The sequence below is a fragment of the Kamptonema formosum PCC 6407 genome (assembly GCF_000332155.1).
GTDB lineage: Bacteria > Cyanobacteriota > Cyanobacteriia > Cyanobacteriales > Microcoleaceae > Kamptonema > Kamptonema formosum.
On record NZ_KB235903.1, the window covers coordinates 532,735 to 557,701 of the forward strand.

Genomic DNA, 24,967 nt, shown 5'->3' on the forward strand with positions numbered 1-24,967 from the left:
GCAGGTCGTCCCAGAAACCGGGTTTTTGAGAGAATATGTCGGTAACAACGAAGTATTTTCGTCAAAAAAACTGGTTTCTTTAGTTGGGTGCGTGAGTTCTGAAAGTATACTTTTTAGGTAGTAAGGAGTAAACAAATGAAGACTAGATTGCTGATTTTGGGAAGTTATGCGTGTTTGTTAAGTGCTCTGGCGATGCCATCTGGAGTTCTTGGTTTTGGGGAATTGGATAGAGAATCACTAAATCGGGTAGCAGATATCCCGGTAGTAAGCAACTTAATTGCCCAAGCGGATGCTACTGTTCCCATTGGTCAAATTTTGCCACAATTAAAAGGTAAGACGCAAGTACCAATTTTTCTACCCAGTCAGGTTCCTTTTTCACAAAAGCTTTACTTTCATCCTCAAGCGAGGGCGGATGGTTATAGTGTTTATATAGATTATACTGCTAATTGCCGAGGAACTACTGCTTGTAGTGCTGGTGGAATTGGAGCTCAAAAAGGTGGTGAATTTACGGAGAGAATGGAAGGGGTAACGAAGACCTTAAAAAACATTCAATTGGCGAAGGGAACTAAGGGCGTTTTTCACAATGGTTGTGGGGCTTACTGTACTGCTTCAGTTGAATGGAAATTTCAGGGAGTTTTGTATACGGTAGCACTTAAGAATGGGCGGGAAGCAAATGCGGTAAAAATTGCCAATTCTGCTATTGAAGCCGGGCGGCGTTAAGTTTTGAATAAAGGCTTGTTTCTAAATACTAAGTTCTAAGCTTGTGTCTAGTAAACAAGCTTTTTTAGTTGAGATTGTTTAAAATTGCAGGAAGATGTTATAATTAGGAGACTTACAAATTGCTCCGGTAACGTCGCCCTCTGGGGGGAATTGAACCGCCTAGAGGGTGGCGTTACCAACAATTAGAGAACAAGTTGGTTGGTATAAAAATTGCGTTCAACTTATTTATTAGTAACTCATGGTAGCCGCGATCCTAGACCACAATTAGGTCTGGAAAAGTTAGCTAAATTGTTGTCTGAACGTTTGGCTGTATTGGCAAATTATTCCCAAAACTCGCCTGTTGTGGGAACTGCTACGCTGGAATTTGGATCGAGTTCATTACACGAACAAATCTGCCAATTTGGGGAATATACCCTATCTCTTGGGTTACAGGATGTGCAAGTTTTGCCGATGTTTTTATTGCCGGGAGTTCACCTTCAGGAAGATATACCGACAGAGGTAAAAATCGCACAGCAAATAATAGGCGAAAAGGTGATAATTAACTTGCGATCGCATTTGGGTTCCCAGAGCGCAAGTTTAACTAACTGGGTCGCAGGGCAGATGACATCTGCTAGAATGCAGGCATGGATTTTACTATCTCACGGGAGTCGCCGCACGGGTGGGAATTTGCCTGTTGAGGAAATAGCCGCTAAAGTTAACGCGGTGACTGCTTATTGGTCTGTACCGCCGAGTTTGGAAGCACAAATTACAAGTTTAGTTCACAGTGGACATCAGCAAATAGGGATTGTGCCTTATTTTTTATTTGAGGGGGGAATCACTGATGCGATCGCGCAAAAAGTGGAACAACTAAAGCAGCAGTTTCCACTTGCTGAATTGCATCTGACTAACCCTCTGGGAGTAAGTGTAGAATTAGCAGATTTGATTCGAGATTTGATTGAAAAATGAACCTTACCAAGCTAAACAAAAAGGAGAATAACTGTTTGGGAAAAGTCTATTTAGTCGGTGCGGGGCCAGGAGATCCTGGTTTGATGACATTGAAGGGTAAAACTCTGTTAGAGTGCGCTGATGCTGTTATTTATGATGCCTTAGTCAGTCCCCAAATTTTGGCGATGATTAATCCGCAAGCAGAGCGAATTGATGCTGGCAAACGCATGGGTCGCCATTCGCTATTGCAGGAAGAAACAACTCAGTTATTGATAGAAAAAGCTCAAGTTCACGCGATAGTTGTACGGTTAAAAGGCGGCGATCCGTTTATTTTTGGTCGCGGTGGCGAAGAGATGGAAGAGTTGCTGAATGCTGGCGTACCTGTGGAAGTTGTACCGGGAGTGACTTCTGGGATTGCCGCGCCTGCTTATGCGGGAATTCCTCTAACTCATCGACTTTACAGTTCTTCGGTGACGTTTGTAACCGGTCACGAGATGGCGGGGAAATATCGGCCGGAGGTGAATTGGAGTGCGATCGCACGCGGTTCAGAGACGATTGTGATTTATATGGGAATTCACAATTTGACTTATATTATTGACCAGTTGACAGCAGCAGGATTGAGCGCGGATACTCCGATCGCTTTGGTACGATGGGGGACGCGGCCGGAACAGGAAGAATTAATCGGTAGTTTGTCTACAATTGGGGAGAAAATGAACGCCGCTAAGTTTGCTGCACCCGCGATCGCAGTTATTGGCAATGTCGTTAAGCTGCACGCTGTGTTGTCGGAATGCCGTTAACTTTGTAGGGTTGGTGCTGCTTTAATTGATAACGAGAAATTGATAACCAGAGTGCGATCGTCCTTAGCGATTGAGGCTACTAATGTGCTGTGCTGCATAGCGATCGCTTGCAAAATTAGAAAGATGTTGGCGTAGCCAATGCGAAGGGATTACGCTGATAAAAGCCTTTTCTATGTAAATCAGGACTTACGCACCAGTGAGAAGAGTATTGAGTATTTTTACGCCAAGGGTTCTAAGCACTTTGGCGTTTACTATAGTTTCTAAATTTTTCAGCTATAATCAATGATTATTATGAATTTGGTATCCAGCCATGAATAATAATGTTGACCATCAAGAAATAGGGCGGACTGATACTACTTTGGAGGGGGCAGCACATTTATTATTTGCTGTGGGAGGTGGGGCGAAAACTTAGTATGGATATAGAAGGATAAAGTTAAATTTAGGGCGCAATTGTGGAGCCAAGTTATATCCAGAAAAGTCAAGAACTATATAATCTTGCCGAGCCGGAGTATGAACGGTATTATTATAATGAGGATAGTGGTGGGTTTGTACTGCTCCATCAAGGTCATAACACCAATCATTCTGAGTTATTTGTGGCTCTTGTCTTTGCCAGACTTGGGAGGAGGGTGAAGCTATTAAGTGAGCAAGCACCATCAGGAGTTAAGACACCTGATGCTGAGATTGATGGAGAAATCTGGGAGTTTAAGGAATTAAGTGCAGAGGCAGTTAATATCGGTAACGCATTTCAACGAGGGGTGGCTATTGCCAAAAAACGCGCTCCGAATCTAGGATATCATATAAATACGACAGTTGAGATTAAAGAGGTCAATAAAGGACTGGCTAGAGCGCTAGTTTGGGATACAGAAAAGCTGCTGAAAAGAATTGAATTGATTTTTAATGATGGAACAGTTCAGACATTGACTAGGGAGGAATTAGATCGTGGACAAAATTTTCGATAGCATCAAAGAAAGAATAGAGTTGGGGTTGAAAAACAATATTCCTGTCGAATCAAGGTTGATGATGGCAGGAGAAATTGTCTATGCAGCAGAGAGACAAGATTTAACGCCAAAAGAAGCGAGAAGCTTGGAAGAATTACTAGGTTTATCGGCTATTATTAAGGATTATTCAGCAGTTAGAGAGCAGGCTATTTTTGGGGAGTTTATTGAAGACTAATCATTTAGATTCAAAAAGAAAGTATTAGAGGTGGAGTATCTTTGGTAGCGGTCTAGATAGCCAAAAATGGGTTAAATAGCTACTAGACAAATATGCCGGAGAGGTTTAAGAGTTAATGGCATTAACTCCAAATAAACACCGCTTTTATCAACGGGGAGCAAGGTCGCAACCCAGATTCAGTCTAGCTCTTAGCTCTCTTTATTACCCCCTCAGCTCGAAGAGCCAGCAAGGAAACTAATGCGAATTTCATTTGATCTTGATGATACTCTTATTTGTTATCAGAAAAATATTCCATCTGAACCCAATCGGATACCATTTTTTTTCAAGGCGTGGATTAATGAACCGTTGCGGTTAGGGTCATGCAAATTGATGAAACAATTGAAGCAATACGGGTGTGAAATATGGATTTACACATCTTCGTATCGCTCCCCTTGTTTAATCCGCTTGTGGTTGCGTTTTTATGGCATTCATATAAGAGGGGTTATTAATCAGGCTGTCCATAATACCTATCTACGTCGCAATTCAGGCTATCAGCGGGTAAGTAAGAACCCTAAAGCCTTTGGTATCGATCTTCATGTGGATGATTCTGAAGGAGTAAGATTGGAAGGGGAAAAGTATGGTTTTGAAGTTGTTGTGATTTCCCCAGAAGATCGCAATTGGAATCTAGCAGTTCTTGAAGCTGTCCGAAATGCGAGCGCCCTTAGCGATTGAGGCTACTCATGTGCTGTGCTGCATAGCGATCGCCTGCTGCGCCACCCTGGGGTGCAATCTCCTCAATTCGTTGCAATTCCTCCTCAGTAAAAGTAATCTCCCCTGCTGCAACATTTTCCTCCAAATAAGTGCGGCGTTTGGTTCCCGGTATCGGTACAATATCCTCACCCTTCGCCAATAACCAAGCTAAAGCCAGTTGACTAGCACTTACTCCTTTTTCCGTTGCGATCGCCTTCAATAGTTCCACCAACTCCAGATTTTTGTAGAAATTTTCACCCTGAAATCGAGGCGAATTGCGGCGATAATCATCGGGTGCTAAATCATCGGGGTGCTTAAATGCGCCTGACAAAAAGCCCCGTCCTAGCGGACTATAGGCAACAAAACCCATGCCTAATTCCCGCACAGTGGGCAAAATTTCATCTTCTACATCGCGACTCCACAGCGAATATTCAGTCTGCAAAGCCGTAATTGGATGTACGGCAAAAGCCCGCCTAATTGTGGCTGGCGCGGCTTCTGACAGACCCAGGTAACGCACTTTACCCTGTTGTACTAACTCTGCCATTGCCCCTACTGTATCTTCGATCGGCACAGTGGGATCGACGCGGTGCTGGTAATACAAATCGATCGTATCAATACCTAGCCGTTTTAAAGACGCATCGCAGGCTTGATGCACGTACTCAGGTTTACCACTTATTCCCAACCAGCCGCCATCTGCACTGCGGACATTGCCAAACTTAGTGGCTAATATTACTCGATCGCGGCGATCGCGAATTGCCCGTCCGACTAACTCTTCATTAGTAAAAGGGCCGTACATATCCGCTGTATCGAGGAAATTAACGCCCAAATCGAGAGCATGGTGAATAGTTGCGATCGCCTCATTTTCATCGCGACCGCTGTAAAATTCTGACATCCCCATGCAGCCGAGTCCCAGTTCTGAAACCACAAGCCCTTGATTGCCCAGTTTTCTTGTTTTCATAAATGCTCTTTACAGAATGGGTAACATCTATTTTAGCTTGGCGATCGCTGCGATCTATAGCAACCGCTAAGGCGGTTACGATGCTCAGGGCTAGGGGCTAGGGCTTTTTTCTTGCCTCGTTGTATCCTAGAAAATAGGTAAAAAATAGGCAATTGCCTACAGCAGTGCGCTCCGCGCAATCGCAAACACTTAACGCTCATGAACCCAGGAGACTTAAGTAACGAACAGTGGGAGACGTTAACACCGCTACTTCCCCCACTCAAACCCCGAACAGGTAAACCCAATCGCGACCACCGACAAGTGGTGAACGGCATTCTCTGGATACGAGCGAACAGGAGCCCCCTGGCGAGACCTACCAGAACGTTATGGAAAATGGGAAAGTGTGACCACAAGGTTCTATCGGTGGCAAAAAGCCAATATTTGGCAGCAACTCTTAGAACGTCTGCAAGCCTCGGCCGATCGAGAAGGAAACTTAGATTGTCCGGTTCATTACATGGAACAAGGAGCAGTAAGCGCGTTCGGGTGCAGGTCATCTGCGTCTACGTCCGCAAAGAGTCGTAGGAGATAAAGGCTACACAGGTCGTCGCATCCGTAGTTATTTCACAGAGGCGAGGTATCCGTTTTACCATCCCACGACTGTCAAATGAACCCCGTCAAGGTTCTTTTAGTCGTGAAATCTACCGTCAACGTAACATTGTGGAACGTGCTCTCAACCCACTCAAGCAATGAAGACGTATTGCTAGCCGATATGAGAAGTTGGCCGCAAATTATACAGCTATGATTACGATCGCCTGCGTTCTGTTGTGGTTGTAGTTTGAAAACACGCCCCCCTAGCCCCTAACCGCCTTGGCGGTTGCATATCTCAAAAACAATGATTGTTCTCGGCTATTTAGTCATTACTCTGCTGGTTTTCTGCATTTGGTTCGCAAAGTTTTGGGGCGATACTACCACCCCAAAGGATGACCGCATATCTTGGATAGCTTTAGCGATTGGCCCTCTGTTCTGGCCTATAGTTTTACCGTTCTCAATTCTGGAATTGGCTAGTAAAAAGAGTCAAGCGCAGAAAATAGTAGAGGATGACGAAATTCCAGAAATTATGGAGGGCGATGATGGCGCTAGCGACCATCCGCATCCGATAGTAACCCATTCTCCATCAGAATAATATAAATGTCGGTATGCCTTAAGGTAGGTTTCAGATTCGTGCTTAATACTACATTTAAGACAATTAAGCGCTGCTAATTCCTGAAGTTGCGAGTATTAAGGCGATAGCTGAGTGCCAGATCAAGGTTTCTCTACTCACTCTTTCCAGAATCTTTCTTTAGTCGGATACCGAATAAATGCTAAAGGAGGGATTATGAAGTTGGTAATTGGTAATCGCTGGTAATTGACCGCAGCGCTAACCCAATTAAAAACTGCTAGAGAACGATTACTGTTTTAATAACCAGGGGTTCTTAAATGAATACAATGTCTGATAAGCCAATTTATCGAGTGCTGAATGCTTTGTCAATCCTAGCGCTGACATACTATGCAGCTACTTCACTTCATTATATTTTTGAGAGCGAAGCGGCTATTAAACTCTCTAGCTATGAGACAGCGACTTCAACCCTACTAACAGGAAAATAGGGAGTAGAAGAGGCAGATAAATAATTTTCACAGGACAATTTAACTGGTGCGTGTGGAGCAAATTTAACTTGAGACTGGTGTAATATCTTTTCACCAGAAAATGAATTCCCTCCCCAGATGTCAATGCTCGAAAGTGTTTTTTCTCGACCAGAAGCTAGTTTTGTGAGACTGTTAGCACTGCAAATCGAGGAAATAGTTAAGTAATATATTGAAAACCATTATAATTTTAAGGCCGATCTAGCTTAACTTATAGCCCTATCTCATTCTAGTCTGGCTGAGCAAACAGGAGCGATCGCGCTAAAAATCTCTCAGTAAGAGCTACGGGTAGGATTTGTAGCAATATATACTTTTATAGTTGTGGATACTGTGGAAATTACTGAGGGGACAGTATCCAGAGGTATAATTCCTAAGCTTGTTGCGTCAACTTTGGCCTAACGCTCAACCGCAGTTTTGACTTTTGCTCCAGAATTTGCGTAACAATCAGTCATACTACTTGACTTTTCTTGATATTTTTCCTTTAATAAAGCAAGTTAGTTAAAAAGCTTGTGGATGCACAGGTTAACAACCAACTAAGCAAATTGTCAAACTTTCTGGCAATTTACAATTGAAAAAATTGTCGTAGGAGGGGAACTATTTTTTCGGTTGCACGGTCTGTCAAAAACAGAGTCCAGTGTTTATTCGCGTTCCTGTTCTAAGCAAGTATTTACAATTACTTGCCTTTTAAGTAGGTGAAGGCAGCGCGATTCATCCAGGGGGGAGCGATGAGACCAAAAACCTTCCTCTGTAAGATCCGGCTCTTGTTGTAGTTAAAATCACTAGCCTTGCTCGTGATGTCTATGATAGACTCGCATTCATCTAAGTGGATTATTTTGGTTAGGAGGAGAGAGTTGTGGAGTCGAGAGTCCAGTGTAGAAAGCATTCCAGCTTCGCTACTGAACGGAGCAAGGAATTGCCTCCGGCCCCAAGGCTCTCTAATGACAAGTTAAATTACGTGACAGCTTATACCAGCCGGGTCAATGAGGGTCTCAACCGCTATCCGGTTTGATTTTTTGAATCCCACTGGAGGGAAAAGTGTATTGTAGAAAAATGATTCTTGCAAATCTTAAGGAGGAGTGTAAATGACACAGGTAACTAACCCTACTCAACCGGCGAGTTCAACGCCCAATGCTCAAGGTGGTCTTGATATTGTAGGCGTAGCCGGCGATAACAGACTAAGTGGCAGCTCAGGCAGCGATAGCATCCAAACCTTTGGCGGCAACGATCTGATCAATGCTGGTGCTGGCAACGATTACGCAGCTACTAGCACTGGCAGCGATACCGTCGTAGCAGGCTCTGGCAACGATACTGTCTACGGCGGCAAAGGCAATGATGTCGTTGACGGTGGAGACGGTAACGATTTTGTCGTTGGCGGCTTTGGCGGAGACACGCTTTCTGGCGGCGGTGGCGATGACGTGATTTACGCTGACGATCTAGGTCGCCCTGGTAATATTTCTGGAGGCGCTGACAATTTAAGCTGCGGCACCGGCTCTGACCGAGCCTTTGGTCTGGTAGGTGAAGACATCATCAGCGGTGATGACGGCAACGATACCGTCTATGGCGGTAAAGGTGGTGACACGATCAATGGCGGTGCTGGGAATGACTTCCTGGCTGGCGATCGCGGAGCTGACATCCTGACTGGTGGTACTGGTAATGATACATTCGCCTTTACTGCTCAGGCTACCGGTACTGGCATAGACACGATTACTGACTTCACTCCCGCAGAAGATAAGATTGCACTTGCTAAGGCTGCCTTCGGTGGTCTAGGTGGTACTTTCGATCCGACAGAGTTTGTAGTCCAGGCTAACTTCAACCCGAATGCTCCGGGTAGCACTGCTAACAAAGTCATCTACGACCCCAACAGCGGTTTGTTGTACTACAACACTGGCAACGGAGTTCAAGCCTTGGCTCAACTGCAAGGTGGACTTACTATCACTTCCAGCAACTTCGAGTTGTTCTAAAACGGCTTTTGAAGATGAGGATAGTCCTGATGTACTCCAAAAGGCTATCCTCACTTATCCAAGAAATCCAATTATGACGATCAGTGTGCGAGAGCTTGAAACTCTATGCACACTTTCTTATATGTTTTAGAAATAGGGCTTATGCGATGTTATAATCGATTTAATTTGTCACTTATATATTGACGGCGGACATAAAAAATGGTATGGAGTTTGATAAACGTTGGATAGTTCGCGATCGCTACGGCAATGATATTTATTTAACCTATGATGAAGTCAGCGATACCCTGACAATTTCCTTTGCATCAGGCGTACCAGCAACCGGAATAGAATTGACGGATCATATACTATTACGTATCAGCAAAACTGAACGCAAAGCCATCAGTATTGTTCTTTTTGAATACTCTGTATTAGCTCAAAAAACAGAGATCGGAATCAGGAGTTTCCCCATTGCAGCAGGATTATCGCGACTAGCAAGAGAAATGCAAGAAATTGTCTTTGAAATATTACTGCAAAAACCAGTATGTGATTTTTTGCATCTCTCAGCTTACACGCTGTCACTGGTGGAAACAATTCCAATAATTTCTCTGCAACATATCCGAGTGGCCATGAGTGAAGTATAATTGCTCAAAAAGAAGGGAGGGTGTTTGAGCGTTGAGCGAGCGATTATTGGCATGAAAATTGAAGAATCTATTAAACAAGCTCAAACTTATTTGGCTCAGGGAAATGTGACAGGGGCGATCGCGATTTGTCAACAAGTCATTGAGCAACAGCCGGATGCGATCGCAGCTTACATGATTTTGGGAGAGGCCCTAGAAGCTCAAGGCGAGCCGACGGGAGCCAGAGACGCTTATACTAAAGTGCTAGAACTCGATCCCCAGTTTGCCCTTGCTCATGCTTACTTAGGTCAATTATATGCAGAATATTGGTGGTTGGATGAAGCTGCTTACCACTACCAGCAAGCTCTGATCCTTAAACCCGACTGGTCAGAGGTACACTACAATCTGGGGAATGTATTTCAGAAGCAGGGAAATTTACCGGGGGCTGTTGGTAGCTACCGCGCGGCGATCGCTCTCAGGCCAAATTATGCTGATGCTTATTATAATTTAGGTCTGGTTTTTGACCAACAGAATGAGTTAGGGGCGGCCGTTGAAAGCTATGCCCAGGTAATTGCGATCGCGCCTAAATATGTGAAAGCATACAGTAATTTGGGCTGTACTCTGGTTAAACAGGGGAAATTTGAAGAGGCGATCGCGATTTATCAACAAGGAATTGCCGTCAAGCCAGACTGGGCTACTCTCCACAATAACCTCGGTCAAGTGCTGCTAGAGAAAAAGCCAGAAGATGCGATCGCCGCCTACCGTCGAGCCCTTGAACTCGAACCTGACATGGAGTTGGCTCATTATAACTTAGGTAAAGCTTGGCAAATGCAAAGCCGCCACGAACAGGCCGTCTCATGTTTTCAGCGAGTAATAGAACTCAACCCCAATTACATTTCAGCTTATACTGACTGTGGTTTTTCTCTGATGGCACTGGGGAAAATTGCCTCAGCAATGCCCTATTTTCACCAGGCGATCGATCTTAAACCTGAATTTGTTGAGGCTTATTGTGAATTGGTAGAGGCGAGGGCGATCGCATCTAGTCAAGAACAAGATGAATTACAACAGGCGAATGCTGCTTGTTATCTATTTCTCAGAGCACTAATGGGGCCGAAGGAAGAAGGAAGAAGGAAGAAGGAAGAGGGAAGAAGGAAGAAGGAAGAAGGAAGAGGGAAGAAGGAAGAAGGAAGAAGGAAGAGGGAAGAAGGAATTAGCCCTATAAAACTGGAGGAACAAAGCCAATTACCAATTACCAATTACCAATCACCAATTACCAATTACCAATTACCAATTACAAATTACCAATTACAAATTAAGGAAATTTGTCAATATCTGGCACAAACTTACCTACATTTAGGGAATGCTTTATTTGAGTATGGTGGATACGAGCAGGCAGAAATTTATTATCAAAAAGCTTTACAAATTCAGCCGAAAAATGCAGAACTTTACTGGCGGCTAGGTAAGAGTTTAGCCAAGCAAGAACGGCTGAATGCTGCGATCGCCGTTTATCATCTTGCCCTAGCAATTCAACCTGAGTTAACCCAGGTTTATTTTGAATTAGGACATCTGCTAGAAAAACAGCAGCGCTACGAGTCGGCGATCGGATATTACGAAAAAGTTTTAACTTTGCCCTTTCTAGGAAAATTAAGAACAGGGGATTTGCCTCCCTCAAATTCCCCCACTCATAAACTCCCACAAGGTATTTACTTATCTACTTCAGACTGGATTATTGCCAGCAAATTAGATCGCAGCAATTATCGTGAAATAATCTGTGAAGATGTAGAAAATATCGCCACTCACCAATTATCAATTACCAATAACCAATTACCCAAATCCGACTGCGGCGGTTTAACCTGTGGGCCTTGCTTAAAACGCATCTCTGATTGGTTTGAACCGATTCATTTAGGTTGGGGCGTTCATGTTTTGTCAAATTCTCAACCAATTCCCGTAGACTCGCCGAAAACCTTTGTTGCCGTAGTCCCAGACGGACGAGCTTGGATTGTTCCCCAGAAAAGTTATTGGCTACTTTGCAGCGCGATCGCAGTCATTACTCCTGACAATTATTTATTAGCAGATGTTTCCCGCGATTATCCTAACTTTTTGCCGGGATGTCAAAATCACGACCCTACTAAACATAGCATTTTTAAGCTAGAATCATTACCTCATTTAGAACAAATTGATGGTACTGTTGCCGTATTATCTGGACTATCAGGAAATGTCTATTTTCACTGGATGTTAGATGTTTTACCTAGAATTGAATTGCTCCGACTAAGTGGCACAGATTTTGATAAAATAGATTGGTTTTTAGTGAATAATTGTCAGCAGCAATTTCAGCGAGAAACATTAAAAGCTCTGGGAATCCCCGAAAACAAAATTTTAGAGAGCGATTCCCATCCCCACATTCAAGCAAAGCAATTAATTGTTCCCTCTTTTCCAGGGTATTTAGGTTGGCCACCGCTTTGGGCAGTTAATTTTCTCAGGCGCGTATTTCTTGCAGGAATTACCACTTTGAGCAGCTATCCCGATCGCATTTACATTAGCCGAAACAAAGCTAGATATCGGCGCGTCTTCAATGAAGAAGATGTGATGGAGGAATTAAGCAAATTTGGGTTTGTTAGAATCTTTTTAGAATCTATGCCCTTGCAGGAGCAGATAGCGTTATTCTTTCATGCTAAAATGATAGTTACACCGCACGGGAGCGGTTTGACAAATACAATATTCTGCCAACCAGGAACTAAGGTCATAGAATTGGTTTCACCTCACTATGTGGGTCACTATTACTGGCCGAGTAGCCATTATCTGCACCTCGACCATTATTATTTAACAGGTGAGGTGTTTGAATGTTATCCTATTAGACAATTGATGTATCAAAACTCCCTGACCGAAGATATTATGATTAACTTGAGTTCGCTCAAGAAGATGATGGAACTTATAGGTTTGTGATTTTTTGGCATCTGATGAGGCATCAATATGACATCAACTCAAAATATGGAAACGGTAGCGTTTAACTTTAACCAGCAAGCAGAAATTTATTTAGCCCAAGGCAAATTAAATGAAGCAATTGCAGCTTGCGAAGAAGCGTTGAAGCTTCAACCGAATTTTGCAGGCGCTTACCGTAATTTAGCTAGAATTTGGACGCAGTTAAAAAAAGCTGAAGCCGCAGCAGATTGCTGGTATCAAGCGCTAACTCTCGATCCGAATTGGGCAACCGCTGAGGAACATTTAACTTTAGGCAATACTTTAGTAGAACAGGGAAAGCTGGAGGAAGCTATTGCTTGTTACCTACGAGCAATTCAGGCAAATTCAACTTTAGTACAAGCTTACCACAATTTAGGGGAAATTTTCACAAGTAAAAATAAATTTGAGGAAGCAATCGCCTATTACCGCCAAGCGATTAAACTCAAACCTGATGCTTTTGGAAGTCACCACAGTTTAGGGAAACTATTAGCAGCTAAAGGCAACATTGATGAAGCAATTGCCTGTCAATATAAAAGCCTTGAAATCAATCCCAATTATGTTCGTGCTTATCACAGTTTAGGAAATGTTTTGGTACAAAAGGGCGAGTTGGATTCAGCTATTGCTTATTACAGCAAAGCAATTGAACTCAACCCAAATTACTGTTGGTCATACAACAGTTTAGGAGATGTCTTTCTCAAACAAGAACGTTGGGATAAAGCCATAAATAGTTATCAGAAAGCCATTGAGATGAAAGGTGATATTCCTTGGTTTTACTATAACTTAGCTGTTGCTATGACCAATCTAAAATCCTGGGACGAAGCACTTGCAGGTTATCTCTCTGCACTTGTGCTTCAGCGAGATTTGCCTGGAATTTACAACCGTATAGGATACATTTTGCGACAGCGAACAGCATCAGATTTAGATGCAACGGTTAGAGACTATTGCCAAGCTATCCAAGTGAATTCAGATAATGGAAAAACTTACTATAACCTGCTAAATATCATCACAGATGATAGCGAGTTTTATGTTGACTTAGCAAATAATTTAACCAAACAACATCAGTTTAGTGGAGCGATTGTTTTTTATCAAATAGCATTGCACATTAATCCAGAAGATGCTAAAGTTGCCTCAGAGTTAGAGAATGTCTTAGCAAGAAAAGATGAGTTAGATCGGCAAATATCTGTTTATCGCAGCCAGATAGAAATTGACCCAAACTCTGCGGTTGCCTATACTGATTTAGGGAATATATTACCTAAATATGGAGAGCTAGAGGAAGCGATTGTCTGCCATCAAAAAGCTAGTGAATTAAGAGGTTGGCATCAATGCGCTGCCAACAAATATCAATTTACACAAGATTGGTTTACTCATAATATCCCCATCTGGGAAAAACATTTACAGCAATTTGCCGGGATGCCGGGAATTAATATCTTAGAAATAGGCAGTTTCCAAGGAATGTCTACTTGCTGGCTTCTAGATCGTATTCTAACGGACACGACAGCAAGAATCACATCTATCGATCTCTATTTTCAGGCACAGTTTGATGGCAATATTGCTAAAACTGGAGGAGCACAGAAAGTAATTAAGTTAGAGGGGCTATCTCAGGATTTATTGGTAACTCTGACATCGGATTACTATGAAGTAGCTTACATCGATGGCTGTCACAAAGCTAGCAGCGTTTTGGAAGATACAATCCTCTCTTGGCGGCTGGTAAAAGTAGGCGGTTTGATAATTTTTGACGATTACGAATTTACCTTTCCCGAAAATCCAGAGCAAAATCCTAAGCTAGGGATAGATACTTTTATTTCAATGTATCAAAACCAATTAGAGGTGATTCACAAAGGTTATCAACTCATAGTAAAAAAAATCGCCAATGAGAAGCAGTTAGAAGAGAAAGCTCTCTTAACTAATGCTTACCTAAATTTGGGAGAAGCGATAGCCGCCCAAGGTTATTTAGAAGAAGCAATTTCCCATTATCAAAAAGCACTTGAATTTCAGCCCAAAATATCAGTGCCGGAACTGGATATCAAAGACTTCCTAACGAAAGAAGGCGAAATCAAACTAGCAGATTTCCCGGACAGTTTAAAATTCCGAGAATGGCATAAAAATCAGGTTTCATTAGTTTACCACAAATTAGGAAAGTTGCTGCAAGAAAAAAAAGAGTTAAACCGAGCAGCCTCTATCTATTGGCGTTCGATTAATCTCAACCCAAATTTCAGTTGGTCTTACCACTATTTAGGGGAAATTTTACAAGAATTAGGGGAAGACGATCGAGCTATTGCTGTCTACCGTCGCGCTATTGAATTAAACCCTGATTTCTGTTGGTCTTACAACAATTTAGGGGATATCCTGATGCAACTTTCTAGATGGGAAGAAGCTGCGGCGGCTTATCGGCAGGGGATTAAAATCAACCCTGATTTTTGTTGGTTATATAACAAGTTAGGGGAGGCGTTGGTAAAAATTTCTGATTGGGAAGAAGCTGCGGATGCTTACCGCCGCTCAATTGATTTGAACCCTGATTTTTGTTGGTCTTACTATAGCTTAGGGGAAGTTTTGGAAGAACAGCAGTATTGGGAGGAAGCAGTTAGCGCTTATCAGCGTGCGGTTGAGCTGGAAGCGGAGGATACTTGGATGCGTAAAAAATTAGGAGATGGTCTGCGACAACTAGGATTGTGGGATGAAGCAATGGCTATTTACGAACAGGCGATCGAAATCGATCCCAAGGCTTATTTTGCTTACGAAGGTTTGGGATTGTGTTTGTTGGAAAAGAAGGATTGGGAAGGGGCGATCGCTTCTTTCATAGAAGCACTACAGATTAAACCAGGCTTGTTAGAAGTTTATCACAAAGTTGGTTACGCCTTAGAAAAACAAGGTGAATTAGAAAAGTCCGAGTATCACTGTTGTGAGTATCAAATGCTACCCTTAAAGGTTCTGAAAAAATATTGTCAGTTTAGAGAAGATTTAACAGTCACATCTGAATTTGATCCTACTATAAATTATATCAAAATTTCGCCTGGTGATGAAATTTCTTTATTACCTTCTAAAAGCCTTAATAATAGCATATTTTCAGAAGATAAATATTATTTACCAAAAACATTTGTTGCCGTCATTCCAGATGGTCGTGTCTGGGCGGATGTAATTACAAGCGCTGTAATTAATTCGGAAAATAAGTTAGTTACGGATATTTCTACGGGTTGTGCAGAATTAGTAATACCTTCAGATAAATTACCTCCTATTGAATACATAGAGGGAAATGTTGCCTTTTTATCAGTACGCTGGGGCGGTGCAGCTTATTATCATTGGATGTTTGATGTAATTCCCCGCTTCGATCTTTTACGTCGTAGTGGGATAGAGATAGAGACAATAGATAAGTTTATAGTTAATAATACCGATCATTCATACGAAAAGGAAACTCTGAAAACATTAGGGATTCCAGAAACAAAGATTATCGAGAGTAGTTGTGGTCTGCATATAAAAGCTGAAAATTTAGTAGTTCCGTCAATTTGTTACCAAGGAGTATCTCAAATATCAAAATGGGCTTGCGAGTTTATCAAGAGGGAATTTTCAAGAGAAAAAAGCAAGCCAAAAATAGACAAATTCAGGCGAATTTATATTAGCCGTGAGTTAGCTTCCTATCGTCGATTTATTAATGAAGAAGAGGTATTAAACTTTTTAGATAAATGGGGATTTGAAAGCGTTAAACTAGAAACTATGTCAGTGGCAGAACAGGCATCTTGTTTAGCAAATGCTGAAGTTGTGGTAGCGCCTCACGGTGCTGGATTGACTAATATTGTATTCTGTAAGCCGGGAACTAAAATTATAGAAATTTTTTCGCCGACATATCTTCCTAATTGCTACTGGATACTTAGTAATATATGTGGTTTGGAACATCACTATTTAATTGGCGAGTTATGGGAAAATACCGATTCTCGTCTTCCTATACACCAAGATATTAAGGTTGACTTGGAGTTGCTAGAAAAGTTAATTTGGACTTATAGAATTATCTAACGCCGCCCTCTGGGCGGTAAAAAAACCGCCCAGAGGGCGGCGTTACGATCGGGCAGAATTATTATTAATCAAAGTTGTAGGTATGTGCAATGTGTGAGGATTATAGCCAAGCAGAAGTTTATGATAAGTTAGGTGATGCTTTGCAAGAAAAAGGAGAGTTTCAGGAAGCTGCGATCGCTTACGATCGCGCATCACAACTAAGCCCTAAAGTTTCTTGGTATTTCCACAAATTAGGAGATGTTCTTGTCAAGCAAAAAAAATGGCTGGAAGCTATTGAGGCAAATCGTCGCGCAATTGAACTCAAGCCAGATTTTTCTTGGTCTTATCACAATTTAGGCTATGCTTTGCTCAAACAAGAACAGTGGAATGAAGCCGTCGCTGCTTACCGAAAAGCAATTGAGTTAAACCCTAATTTCTCTTGGTCTTATTATAATTTAGGCGATGCTCTGGCGTTGATGCAAGAATGGGATGAGGCGAGTGCAGCCTATTTTCGTGCTGTTGCAGTCGATCCAAATTTACCTGGAATTTATGAAAAATTTGGGGATGCTCTGCGGCAACGATCTGAGTTTGGTTTAGAGCAAGCTATTAATTATTATCACCCTAATTCTGAGCAAAAGTCAAGGTTAAGTTACACTAATTTGCTAAGTTTTGTTACCCCAGATCCCGAACTCTATTCACAGTTAGGAAATGCTTTGGCAAAGCATAACCAGTTAGAGGGTGCAATTATTTTTTACCAAGCAACACTCGAAATTCAGCCAGATAATGCTGATGTTTCTAAGGAATTAGAGCGGCTATTAAAGAAAAAGAATGAGTTAGATATAGAACTGAACTCGTGCCGCAGAGCGATTAGAGAAAACCCCGATTCCTGTTGGTCTTACTACAATTTAGGGGTAGCACTGACGAGGCAATATAAAGACGATGAAGCTGCTGCGGCTTTCCTCCATGCTATGGAGTTGCATCCAGATTTCCATTGGTGGTTTTACTATAATTTATGGGAAGTTTTTGCTAAGCAAGGAAAACTCGAACAAGCTGTTAGTTTATGCCACCGAGCAATTGAAATTAAACCCGATAGTTTTTGGCCTTACTTAAATTTAGGGGAAGCTTTAACTCGACAAAATAAGCTTGATGAAGCGATCGCGTGTTATCAAACTGCAACTTACAAACAAACTTTAATATTGCTTGCAGGTTCAGGACAAGAGCAAAAAAAATTAGAACCCGTACAAGCTCCTGACTTTATTATCATTGGTTCTCAGCGTTGCGGTACGACTTCTCTGTACAGTTATCTGACTCAGCATCCGCAGATTTTGTCTCCTATTAAAAAGGAGGTCGATTTTTGGTCGTGGCATTTCAACAGAGGTATTGATTGGTATTTATCTCATTTTCCCCCACTTCCTCAAGGGCAACATTTTTTAACAGGAGAAGCTAGTCCCAGCTATCTTGATTATCGGGACGCAGGGCAAAGACTTTTCAATACTTTTCCGAAGGTAAAGCTAATTGTGCTGTTGAGAAATCCTGTAGATAGAGCCATTTCTCAATACTATCGCTGGGTGAGTTTAAACTGGGAAAATCGCTCTTTTGAAGAGGCAATCGCTGATGAGGTAGAAAGGCTGGAAAACAATCCTGATTATATTATAGGAGAAGAACCAGGAAATTATTTAGCTCGCGGTATGTATGTTGAGTTTATTAAGAAATGGCTAGAGTTATTTCCGAGAGAACAGTTGCTAATTCTGAGGAGTGAAGACTTTTATGAACATACGGCAGTCGTGATGAAGCAAGTTTTAGAATTTGTCGGTTTGCCGGAGTATTATATTTCCGAGTATGCGAATTACAATCCAGGGTTCTATCCGTCGGTGAGCGAGTCAATGCGCTCCTGGCTCAGCAATTATTTCTGCCCTTATAATCAGCAATTGGAAGATTTTTTAGGGATTAAATTTAACTGGAAATAATTTCTAAAGGTTAACTATTACCTATTTTATGCTTTAAATTAGCCATCAACAGGTATTCTTAGTTATAAGAATACAAATGCTATATTTCCTTGAATAATTATGGCGATCGACGGTTTACCAGATCCAGAATTCACAGAGTCCAGCTCAGCAACAATTCCTACGATTAAACTGCTGACTATGTTCCGGCTGGGTTTGTTTCAGATGGGATTGGGCATTATGTCGCTGCTCACCCTGGGGGTACTCAATCGGCTGATGATTGATGAGCTTAAAGTCTTACCTTGGATTGCTGCGGGTGCGATCGCAATGCACCAATTCATGTCACCGGCGCGGGTGTGGTTCGGCCAAATGTCGGACTCAAAAACTATTTTTGGCTACCACCGCACCGGTTTTGTCTGGATTGGAGCCGCACTTTTCACGACAACATCATTCATCGCGCTGCAAGTAGTTTGGCAACTCGGCGGTAGTTTGCAGGCTACAGGATGGAGCCCGCAAACTTATAGTTGGGCGGGAGTTCTAGCGCTAGTTTTTGCTTTTTATGGTTTAGTTTTGAGTGCGAGTTCCACACCTTTTGCTGCTCTTTTAGTAGATATTTCTGATGAAGACAACCGCTCCAAATTAATTGGAGTTGTTTGGTCAATGCTCATGGTTGGTATTGTATTGGGAGCAATTATTAGCTCTAAATTAATCAGTCGAGCTGAAGTTTGTGGAGCAGATATTTTGTCATACAATCCCTCTCTAGGGACACCAGTTACAGATTTAGCAAAATTGCAAAGCTCAATTAATCCTCTATTTGTAATTATGCCGGCAGTTGTATTTGGTTTATCTTTACTGGCGACTGTCGGTATAGAAAAAAAATACTCTCGCTTTGCTTTGCGTTCCAGTGCGGTTAACAGAGAGGATAAAATTAGTTTAGGTAAGGCTTTGAAAGTATTGACTGCTAGCCGCCAAACTGGTTTATTTTTTAGCTTTCTGCTGGTGCTAACTATTAGTTTGTTCATGCAGGACGCGATTATGGAACCCTATGGCGGCGAAGTTTTCGGAATGTGTATTTCGGAAACCACAAAGTTGAATGTTCCTTTTGGTATGGGGACGCTGATCGGTATTAGTGGCACAGGTTTTTTGATTTTACCGCGTTTAGGTAAGGTGAAAACGACTAAGATGGGATGTACAGCGGCAGCGATTTGTTTTGGCTTAATTATTCTCTCTGGATTTACAGCCAACGCCGGATTACTAAAAGCTAGTTTGCTATTTTTTGGTTTTTCTGCTGGGGTATTGACTGCTGGTGCCACAAGTTTAATGCTGGATTTAACGGCGGCGGAAACTGCTGGTACTTTTATCGGTGCTTGGGGTTTATCTCAGGCAATGGCAAGGGGTTTAGCTACTGTCATCGGCGGCGTGGTTTTGAATTTAGGAAAGGTTGTTTTTGATGCCCCTGTGTTGGCTTATGGATTGGTTTTTGCGCTACAAGCTATAGGGATGGTGGCAGCAATTTTACTATTGGGGCGCGTAAATGTGAAAGAGTTTCGGGAGAATGCGAATAATGCGATCGCGTCTATTCTAGAAAATGAATTGGATTAATTTTTTTCCGCAGATGGACGCAGATAATTGTATGATATATCTGCATTAATCTGCGGTTGTTTATTTTAACTCTCATGTGGGATTCAATTTTTAGTTTTGCCCAAAGTACGGCGGCTAGAGTCGGAGTACAATTGTTAAAGGATTTCGGTTCTGTCCAAGCTTCAGAAAAGTTAGATGGGAGTTTGGTAACTCAATCTGACAAGTGGGCGGATGCAGAAATTCGAGATGCAATTATGTCAGCTTTTCCTAGTCATGGAGTTTTAAGTGAAGAGGGAGAGCACGTTTTTCCAGGGAATGAATGGTGCTGGATAATTGACCCTTTGGATGGCACTACTAATTTTGCTAGAGGCATTCCTATTTGGGGAATCTCGATGGGTTTATTATATCAAGGAGTGCCTGTTTTTGGCTACGTACATTTGCCACCCATAAATCAATCTTTTCACGGTTTTTGGTTGGGAGATTCTGGACTTAGTGGCAATTCTGGAGCTTTTTTGAACGATCGACAAATTCATTCTAGTGCTGATGCGCTGACTTCAAATCACTTTTTTAACATTTGTTCGCGCAGTATCGCAGTTGCACCTCAGATTCCTGCTAAAATTCGGATGTTAGGAATGGCTAGTTACAATTTTTTAACGGTGGCGGCGGGTGCGGTTTTGGGTGGGGTAGAAGCTACGCCGAAGATTTGGGATATTGCGGGGAGTTGGGTGATTTTAAAAGCGGCTGATGGTGTTTGGATACCCTTGGAATCTGAGGCAATTTTTCCTTTGGAAGTTGGTAAGAATTATGGAAGTCGCTCGTATCCTACTTTAGTGGTGAGTCGGGAGGAATTGAAGTCAGTGTTTTTGCCGTTGATGAGGGGCTAAAAACTTATAACTTATTCTTTCTTAGGGAACGAAATTTAATAAGTATATGGACATAAATAAACGCTATAATATGCACTGAAACAAAAGCTTCTCAAAACCTACTGGAGTATGATTCAGATAAGTCAATGCGTATTCTCTGGAATTACCTAAAGCCTTATCAATGGCTTGCGGTTCTATCGTTATTACTAGCAGGTATCAGCCAGGTTCTAGCACTGGTAGACCCGATTATTTTTGGAAAAATCATTGATGATTACGCCACCCAACGGCGAACGAAAACGGATGCAGAGCTAGTCTCTGGGGTGCTGGTGCTGTTGATAATCGCCGTCGCTATTGCAGTATTATCACGACTTACCAAAGCTATACAAGAATACATGACCCGGCTGGTAGTGCAAAAATTTGGCACGCAGATATTTAACGACGGGTTACGACAAACACTCAGGCTTACCTATCAGGAATTTGAAAACCAGCAAAGCGGTGAAACGCTAGCCCTTTTGTTAAAGGTTCGCAGTGACACAGAACGCTTTATAAATTCGTTTATTAATATCCTGTTTTCGTCAATTGTCGGAGTGTTTTTTTTGGTTTGGTATGCTGTGACTAAACACTGGGCACTGGTACCCGTATTTGTAGTTGGCGTGTTGGGTTTAGGGGGATTAACCGGACTTTTGAGCCAAAAAATTAAAGGTCAACAGCGATCGATTATGCGCGAAACTTCTAAAAGTTCTGGGTTTATTACCGAGTCGCTGCATAACATTGAGCTGATCAAAAGTTTAGGGTTGACCTTCCCAGAAATTCGGCGTTTACAAGGACAAACTGTCAAAATATTTGCCCTGGAAATGGAGAAGGTCAAACAAATCCGGCTTTTATCATTTTTGCAGGGAACGACGCTTAGCTTGCTAAAGCTGTCGATTTTATTCACACTACTATGGCTCATTTTTCGAGATGTGTTGAGCACAGGCGAGTTAATTGCTATGCAATTTATTTCTGTTTCTATTTTTGCGCCGCTGCAAGAATTGGGTAACATCATTCTCGCCTATCGTGAAGCCGAAGCATCGTTACAGCACTTCGATCAACTGATGCAAAAACCGATTGAACGCCGACCTGAATCACCCATTGAGATTGGACTGGTGAATCGTTTGAGTTTCTTGAACGTTGTCTTTCGATATCAGGGGGCCTCTGAAAATTCCCTGGATGGGATTTCTTTTGCGGCAAATCTGGGGGATACAATTGCCTTTGTTGGCCCTTCAGGGTCGGGGAAATCAACATTGGTAAAATTGCTAGTTGGCTTGTACCAACCTAATAGCGGAGAAGTATTTTATAACGATATTTCTACCAAAGATATTCGCTACAATCAGGTGCGGCGACAAATTGGATTTGTAACCCAGGAAACTCATTTATTTGCAGGCACCATTAAGGAAAACCTCCAATTTGTCCAACCTGATGCCACCGATGCAGAAATTATTGCAGCACTCAAACAAGCATCCTGTGAGAATTTACTCACCCGATCTGAACAGGGTATAAATACAATAATTGGTGAAAGTGGTGTTAAATTATCGGGCGGTGAAAGGCAGCGAATTTCTATTGCCCGCGCCCTGATCCGTCAACCACGCCTGTTGATTTTTGATGAGGCAACATCTGCGTTAGATTCTCTGACCGAAGAACAGATTACTGAAACAATTAAAGAAATTTCAGCCTTGAAAGAGCAAATTACAATTTTGATTGCCCATCGATTGTCTACGATTATGCACGCCGATCGGATTTTTGTTTTGGAAAAAGGTCGAATTGTGGAGACTGGAAACCACGATGAACTGGTGAATCAGAAGGGGCTTTACTACGCTATGTGGCGACAGCAAATCGGAGAACGCTAACGGGAATGTTAAGTAGAAGGAAGAAGGATTTAGTTATCTAGGAGAGAAGGAAGAATGTTTATACAGTCAGCTTTTTAGCCATCCCGATCTTATGTTTAATTAGGTGGATTTACTTATTAATCAAGTTTGAGTTACATTTAACCTCTCCAACTTGCATCTATATCCCATTACACGACTTACGCACTCAACCAAAGAAACCGGGTTTTTTGACGAAAATACTTCGCCCTTATCCATAGATTCTCTCAAAAACCCGGTTTCTGGGACTCCCTGCGTAAGTCCTAATTATTTAAAACTCACGGGACTTACACAAAAGTATCCATAAGTTCTATGAGTTTTAATTTTCATTTAATTCGCCTTCTCAGCGTATTTTTTCTTCAAATAGTTGCCATAGAATCATTATTGGTAATCCTAAAATGATTCTATTGCATACTTATATCGCATCAAGCGATTAATTTCGCTAACACATTTGATAACTTTGCACCAAGATTCTCAACCAACTCCTGCTGTTTCGGATCTTTCATCGTACCATCAGCATTAAAAGCTTCATAGGCTTTAGGAACTGCCTTCTGATCTGGCAGCACAAACACATTAATATTGCCCAAAATCGAGCGCAAATGAACTAACCCTCGCAAACCGCCCAATGCCCCAGGTGAAGCACTCATAATTACTGCTACTTTGTCAGTAAAAGCCACCAACCCCGGTTCGCCAGGCTGCGGACGAGATGCCCAATCGATTGCATTTTTCAAAACAGGAGTAACTGAACTGTTATACTCAGGAGAAGCAATCAAAAACCCCTGATGTGCTATCATCAATTCCTTAAATTTCCGGGCATTTTCTGGCATTCCCTCTCTGGCCTCCAAATCTTCATCAAATAGTGGCATCGGCAAATCCCGGAAATCGACATAAGTCACTTCAGCACTGGCGGCTCTAGCCCCAGAAGCCGCAATTTTGACCAGCAGTTTGTTGTAGGATGCTTCGCGGGTACTGCCGGCAAAAGCAAGGATTTTTGGTGCGTTTATCATTGGTTGTTCCTAGTATTTGGTTCCAGTTAAATTGTACTATTCCGCGTGCTGCCAGATGAAGTCAGCAATAGGTCGATCTGTTGACGAAAGGCTATCTGAGGCTGAAAAAAACAGCACCGATCTTTGCAGTAACTTTCTACTACTTAAACGTCTGGCGACGCGGCTGGGAATGCCGTAGCCATAGGCGATATGGCCTTTCCCTGCTAGCACTACTACTTGATAATTAGGCTTAACTGTGATAAATTGAGCGATTGTTTCTGCCATTGTTTCATCCCAGAGGGTTTGGGCTAGAAAAAAACGATCGAAGCCAGCACTAGAACCATGTCCCTCAGAGGCGTGTTGCTGATAAATCTCTAGCAATATTTGCCGATATTCAGCATTATCGGTACGAATTTCTGAGGGGGCGGGAATGTGCTGTTTTTCTTCTGCTGTCAGACTTTCTAAGCCTTCGCGGGCAACTTTTCGCGTTACTTCTGTGGGTGTATTCAAGGCTAATACTGGCAGTTGATTTTCCTTGGCAAACCGCAAAATCGGTGCGTAATATTCCCAAGGAAATCCCCATCTTTGATTATACTGGGTTTGCTCGATTAATTCGGCTTCTGTAATTTTACCAGCTAAATATTGGTCGATCGCACCTTGAAAGGGACGCTGAAACATTTCCAGTGCGATCGCAACTTTGCGATTTTGCCGATACAGTTCTCTGATAATCTTCAGTTGAGCTTGATGATCTTCGAGGCTGTCGTGAGTTTCCCCCAGATACACGACATTTGCCGCCGCCAACTGTTGTAGAATCTCCTGGCTAGTATATGTCTGCTGCGGTTGCAAGTTCCCTGTCACTTCCGCCAAAGCTTGACTGCTACAGAATAGGAACAAGCCTAGAGACAAAGCGTAGAGTTTGGTTAGTTTAAGTTTGTTCATGATCGTATTTTGCCTTGCGATCGCAGCCACACACCACCGATCTCATCCAATTTATATAATTTAATCTTCTTACTTGATTAGCACTTACCCATTGTCAATACAGTCACTAATAGACACAACCGCCAATAGACAAGGTATCCTGACCTCGCCTGTCGGCGGCGTTGCCTGATTGATGCGTAAGTTCTAATAAGTTTACATTTAATTAGTAGTTATCTATCAAAAAGTAAACTTTCATTGCAGGTACTTGCATCTCTTAGAGAAGGTGCTAGATTAATAACATGAAGCAAACAAAAGC

The 24,967-nt window shown here is 42.2% G+C and carries 19 protein-coding genes and 1 pseudogene; 17 read left to right on the forward strand and 3 right to left on the reverse strand.

Annotation, left to right across the window (positions count from 1 at the left end):
- Positions 1 to 135 precede the first annotated feature (135 nt).
- The 6 genes from OSCIL6407_RS0107400 (at position 136) to OSCIL6407_RS0107430 (ending at position 4,325) form a co-directional block, all read left to right on the forward strand.
- The gene (locus tag OSCIL6407_RS0107400) at positions 136 to 720 is read left to right on the forward strand and encodes a hypothetical protein (protein WP_007354069.1); all 585 of its coding nucleotides are present in this window, start codon (positions 136 to 138) and stop codon (positions 718 to 720) included.
- A 210-nt stretch (positions 721 to 930) separates the two neighbouring features.
- Positions 931 to 1,665: a sirohydrochlorin chelatase gene (locus tag OSCIL6407_RS0107405; RefSeq protein ID WP_007354068.1), complete on the forward strand. Its 735-nt coding sequence runs from the start codon at positions 931 to 933 to the stop codon at positions 1,663 to 1,665.
- Complete coding sequence (gene cobA, locus OSCIL6407_RS0107410; RefSeq protein ID WP_019487073.1) at positions 1,662 to 2,441, forward strand: uroporphyrinogen-III C-methyltransferase; 780 nt, start codon at positions 1,662 to 1,664, stop codon at positions 2,439 to 2,441. Before OSCIL6407_RS0107405 ends, cobA begins: the two co-directional genes overlap by 4 nt.
- Positions 2,442 to 2,893: 452 nt before the next feature.
- A complete protein-coding gene (locus tag OSCIL6407_RS0107420; RefSeq protein WP_007354066.1) occupies positions 2,894 to 3,400 on the forward strand; it encodes a CdiA C-terminal domain-containing protein in 507 nt (168 codons plus the stop codon).
- Positions 3,381 to 3,614, forward strand: a complete 234-nt coding sequence (locus tag OSCIL6407_RS0107425; RefSeq protein ID WP_007354065.1) for a hypothetical protein — start codon at positions 3,381 to 3,383, stop codon at positions 3,612 to 3,614. The genes OSCIL6407_RS0107420 and OSCIL6407_RS0107425 overlap by 20 nt, the downstream gene beginning before the upstream one ends.
- Before the next feature lie 237 nt (positions 3,615 to 3,851).
- Complete coding sequence (locus tag OSCIL6407_RS0107430; protein WP_007354064.1) at positions 3,852 to 4,325, forward strand: hypothetical protein; 474 nt, start codon at positions 3,852 to 3,854, stop codon at positions 4,323 to 4,325.
- Here OSCIL6407_RS0107430 and OSCIL6407_RS0107435 read toward each other — a convergent pair.
- Positions 4,315 to 5,301: an aldo/keto reductase gene (locus tag OSCIL6407_RS0107435; protein ID WP_007354063.1), complete on the reverse strand. Its 987-nt coding sequence runs from the start codon at positions 5,299 to 5,301 to the stop codon at positions 4,315 to 4,317. The two genes, OSCIL6407_RS0107430 and OSCIL6407_RS0107435, sit on opposite strands and share 11 nt — an antisense overlap.
- A 198-nt stretch (positions 5,302 to 5,499) precedes the next feature.
- Here OSCIL6407_RS0107435 and OSCIL6407_RS33370 point away from each other — a divergent pair.
- The 11 genes and pseudogenes from OSCIL6407_RS33370 to OSCIL6407_RS0107485 all read left to right on the forward strand — a co-directional run bounded on the left by OSCIL6407_RS33370 (position 5,500) and on the right by OSCIL6407_RS0107485 (position 22,732).
- A pseudogene (locus OSCIL6407_RS33370) lies at positions 5,500 to 6,114 on the forward strand (IS5 family transposase).
- A gap of 58 nt (positions 6,115 to 6,172) precedes the next feature.
- Positions 6,173 to 6,463 (forward strand): hypothetical protein, encoded by a 291-nt coding sequence (locus OSCIL6407_RS0107440; RefSeq protein ID WP_007354061.1) that lies wholly within the window; start codon positions 6,173 to 6,175, stop codon positions 6,461 to 6,463.
- A gap of 302 nt (positions 6,464 to 6,765) precedes the next feature.
- Positions 6,766 to 6,924, forward strand: a complete 159-nt coding sequence (locus OSCIL6407_RS36180; protein WP_168371085.1) for a hypothetical protein — start codon at positions 6,766 to 6,768, stop codon at positions 6,922 to 6,924.
- A 1,118-nt stretch (positions 6,925 to 8,042) separates the two neighbouring features.
- Entirely contained in the window at positions 8,043 to 8,921 is an 879-nt protein-coding gene (locus OSCIL6407_RS0107450; protein WP_007354059.1) for a calcium-binding protein, read from the forward strand.
- 203 nt (positions 8,922 to 9,124) lie between these two features.
- Complete coding sequence (locus OSCIL6407_RS0107455; RefSeq protein WP_007354057.1) at positions 9,125 to 9,541, forward strand: hypothetical protein; 417 nt, start codon at positions 9,125 to 9,127, stop codon at positions 9,539 to 9,541.
- Between the two features lie 24 nt (positions 9,542 to 9,565).
- Positions 9,566 to 12,460, forward strand: a complete 2,895-nt coding sequence (locus OSCIL6407_RS0107460) for a tetratricopeptide repeat protein (RefSeq protein WP_234709936.1) — start codon at positions 9,566 to 9,568, stop codon at positions 12,458 to 12,460.
- Between the two features lie 27 nt (positions 12,461 to 12,487).
- On the forward strand, positions 12,488 to 16,480 hold the full coding sequence (locus OSCIL6407_RS0107465) for a tetratricopeptide repeat protein (protein WP_007354763.1): 3,993 nt from the start codon (positions 12,488 to 12,490) through the stop codon (positions 16,478 to 16,480).
- Positions 16,481 to 16,569: 89 nt separating this feature from the next.
- Positions 16,570 to 18,426 carry a tetratricopeptide repeat-containing sulfotransferase family protein gene (locus OSCIL6407_RS0107470; protein ID WP_007354764.1) on the forward strand — a complete coding sequence of 619 codons (1,857 nt, stop codon included), beginning with the start codon at positions 16,570 to 16,572 and terminating at the stop codon, positions 18,424 to 18,426.
- Positions 18,427 to 18,525: 99 nt separating this feature from the next.
- Positions 18,526 to 20,004: a BCD family MFS transporter gene (locus OSCIL6407_RS0107475; RefSeq protein ID WP_007354765.1), complete on the forward strand. Its 1,479-nt coding sequence runs from the start codon at positions 18,526 to 18,528 to the stop codon at positions 20,002 to 20,004.
- A 74-nt stretch (positions 20,005 to 20,078) separates the two neighbouring features.
- On the forward strand, positions 20,079 to 20,867 hold the full coding sequence (locus OSCIL6407_RS0107480; RefSeq protein ID WP_007354766.1) for an inositol monophosphatase family protein: 789 nt from the start codon (positions 20,079 to 20,081) through the stop codon (positions 20,865 to 20,867).
- Positions 20,868 to 20,992: 125 nt separating this feature from the next.
- Entirely contained in the window at positions 20,993 to 22,732 is a 1,740-nt protein-coding gene (locus OSCIL6407_RS0107485; RefSeq protein WP_007354767.1) for an ABC transporter ATP-binding protein, read from the forward strand.
- A gap of 440 nt (positions 22,733 to 23,172) precedes the next feature.
- Here OSCIL6407_RS0107485 and OSCIL6407_RS0107490 read toward each other — a convergent pair whose 3' ends face one another.
- Together OSCIL6407_RS0107490 and OSCIL6407_RS0107495 are read right to left on the reverse strand one after the other, a co-directional pair.
- On the reverse strand, positions 23,173 to 23,754 hold the full coding sequence (locus OSCIL6407_RS0107490) for an NADPH-dependent FMN reductase (protein WP_007354768.1): 582 nt from the start codon (positions 23,752 to 23,754) through the stop codon (positions 23,173 to 23,175).
- A 36-nt stretch (positions 23,755 to 23,790) separates the two neighbouring features.
- A complete protein-coding gene (locus tag OSCIL6407_RS0107495; protein ID WP_007354769.1) occupies positions 23,791 to 24,672 on the reverse strand; it encodes a ChaN family lipoprotein in 882 nt (293 codons plus the stop codon).
- Positions 24,673 to 24,967 lie beyond the last annotated feature (295 nt).

Coding starts and splice junctions, on each gene's coding strand:
- OSCIL6407_RS0107400 (WP_007354069.1), top strand. CDS start 136: ATGAAGACTAGATTGCTGATTTTGGGAAGTTATGCGTGTTTGTTAAGT.
- cobA (WP_019487073.1), top strand. CDS start 1,662: ATGAACCTTACCAAGCTAAACAAAAAGGAGAATAACTGTTTGGGAAAA.
- OSCIL6407_RS0107430 (WP_007354064.1), top strand. CDS start 3,852: ATGCGAATTTCATTTGATCTTGATGATACTCTTATTTGTTATCAGAAA.
- OSCIL6407_RS0107435 (WP_007354063.1), bottom strand. CDS start 5,301: ATGAAAACAAGAAAACTGGGCAATCAAGGGCTTGTGGTTTCAGAACTG.
- OSCIL6407_RS0107440 (WP_007354061.1), top strand. CDS start 6,173: ATGATTGTTCTCGGCTATTTAGTCATTACTCTGCTGGTTTTCTGCATT.
- OSCIL6407_RS36180 (WP_168371085.1), top strand. CDS start 6,766: ATGTCTGATAAGCCAATTTATCGAGTGCTGAATGCTTTGTCAATCCTA.
- OSCIL6407_RS0107450 (WP_007354059.1), top strand. CDS start 8,043: ATGACACAGGTAACTAACCCTACTCAACCGGCGAGTTCAACGCCCAAT.
- OSCIL6407_RS0107455 (WP_007354057.1), top strand. CDS start 9,125: ATGGAGTTTGATAAACGTTGGATAGTTCGCGATCGCTACGGCAATGAT.
- OSCIL6407_RS0107465 (WP_007354763.1), top strand. CDS start 12,488: ATGACATCAACTCAAAATATGGAAACGGTAGCGTTTAACTTTAACCAG.
- OSCIL6407_RS0107470 (WP_007354764.1), top strand. CDS start 16,570: ATGTGTGAGGATTATAGCCAAGCAGAAGTTTATGATAAGTTAGGTGAT.
- OSCIL6407_RS0107475 (WP_007354765.1), top strand. CDS start 18,526: ATGGCGATCGACGGTTTACCAGATCCAGAATTCACAGAGTCCAGCTCA.
- OSCIL6407_RS0107480 (WP_007354766.1), top strand. CDS start 20,079: ATGTGGGATTCAATTTTTAGTTTTGCCCAAAGTACGGCGGCTAGAGTC.
- OSCIL6407_RS0107485 (WP_007354767.1), top strand. CDS start 20,993: ATGCGTATTCTCTGGAATTACCTAAAGCCTTATCAATGGCTTGCGGTT.
- OSCIL6407_RS0107490 (WP_007354768.1), bottom strand. CDS start 23,754: ATGATAAACGCACCAAAAATCCTTGCTTTTGCCGGCAGTACCCGCGAA.
- OSCIL6407_RS0107495 (WP_007354769.1), bottom strand. CDS start 24,672: ATGAACAAACTTAAACTAACCAAACTCTACGCTTTGTCTCTAGGCTTG.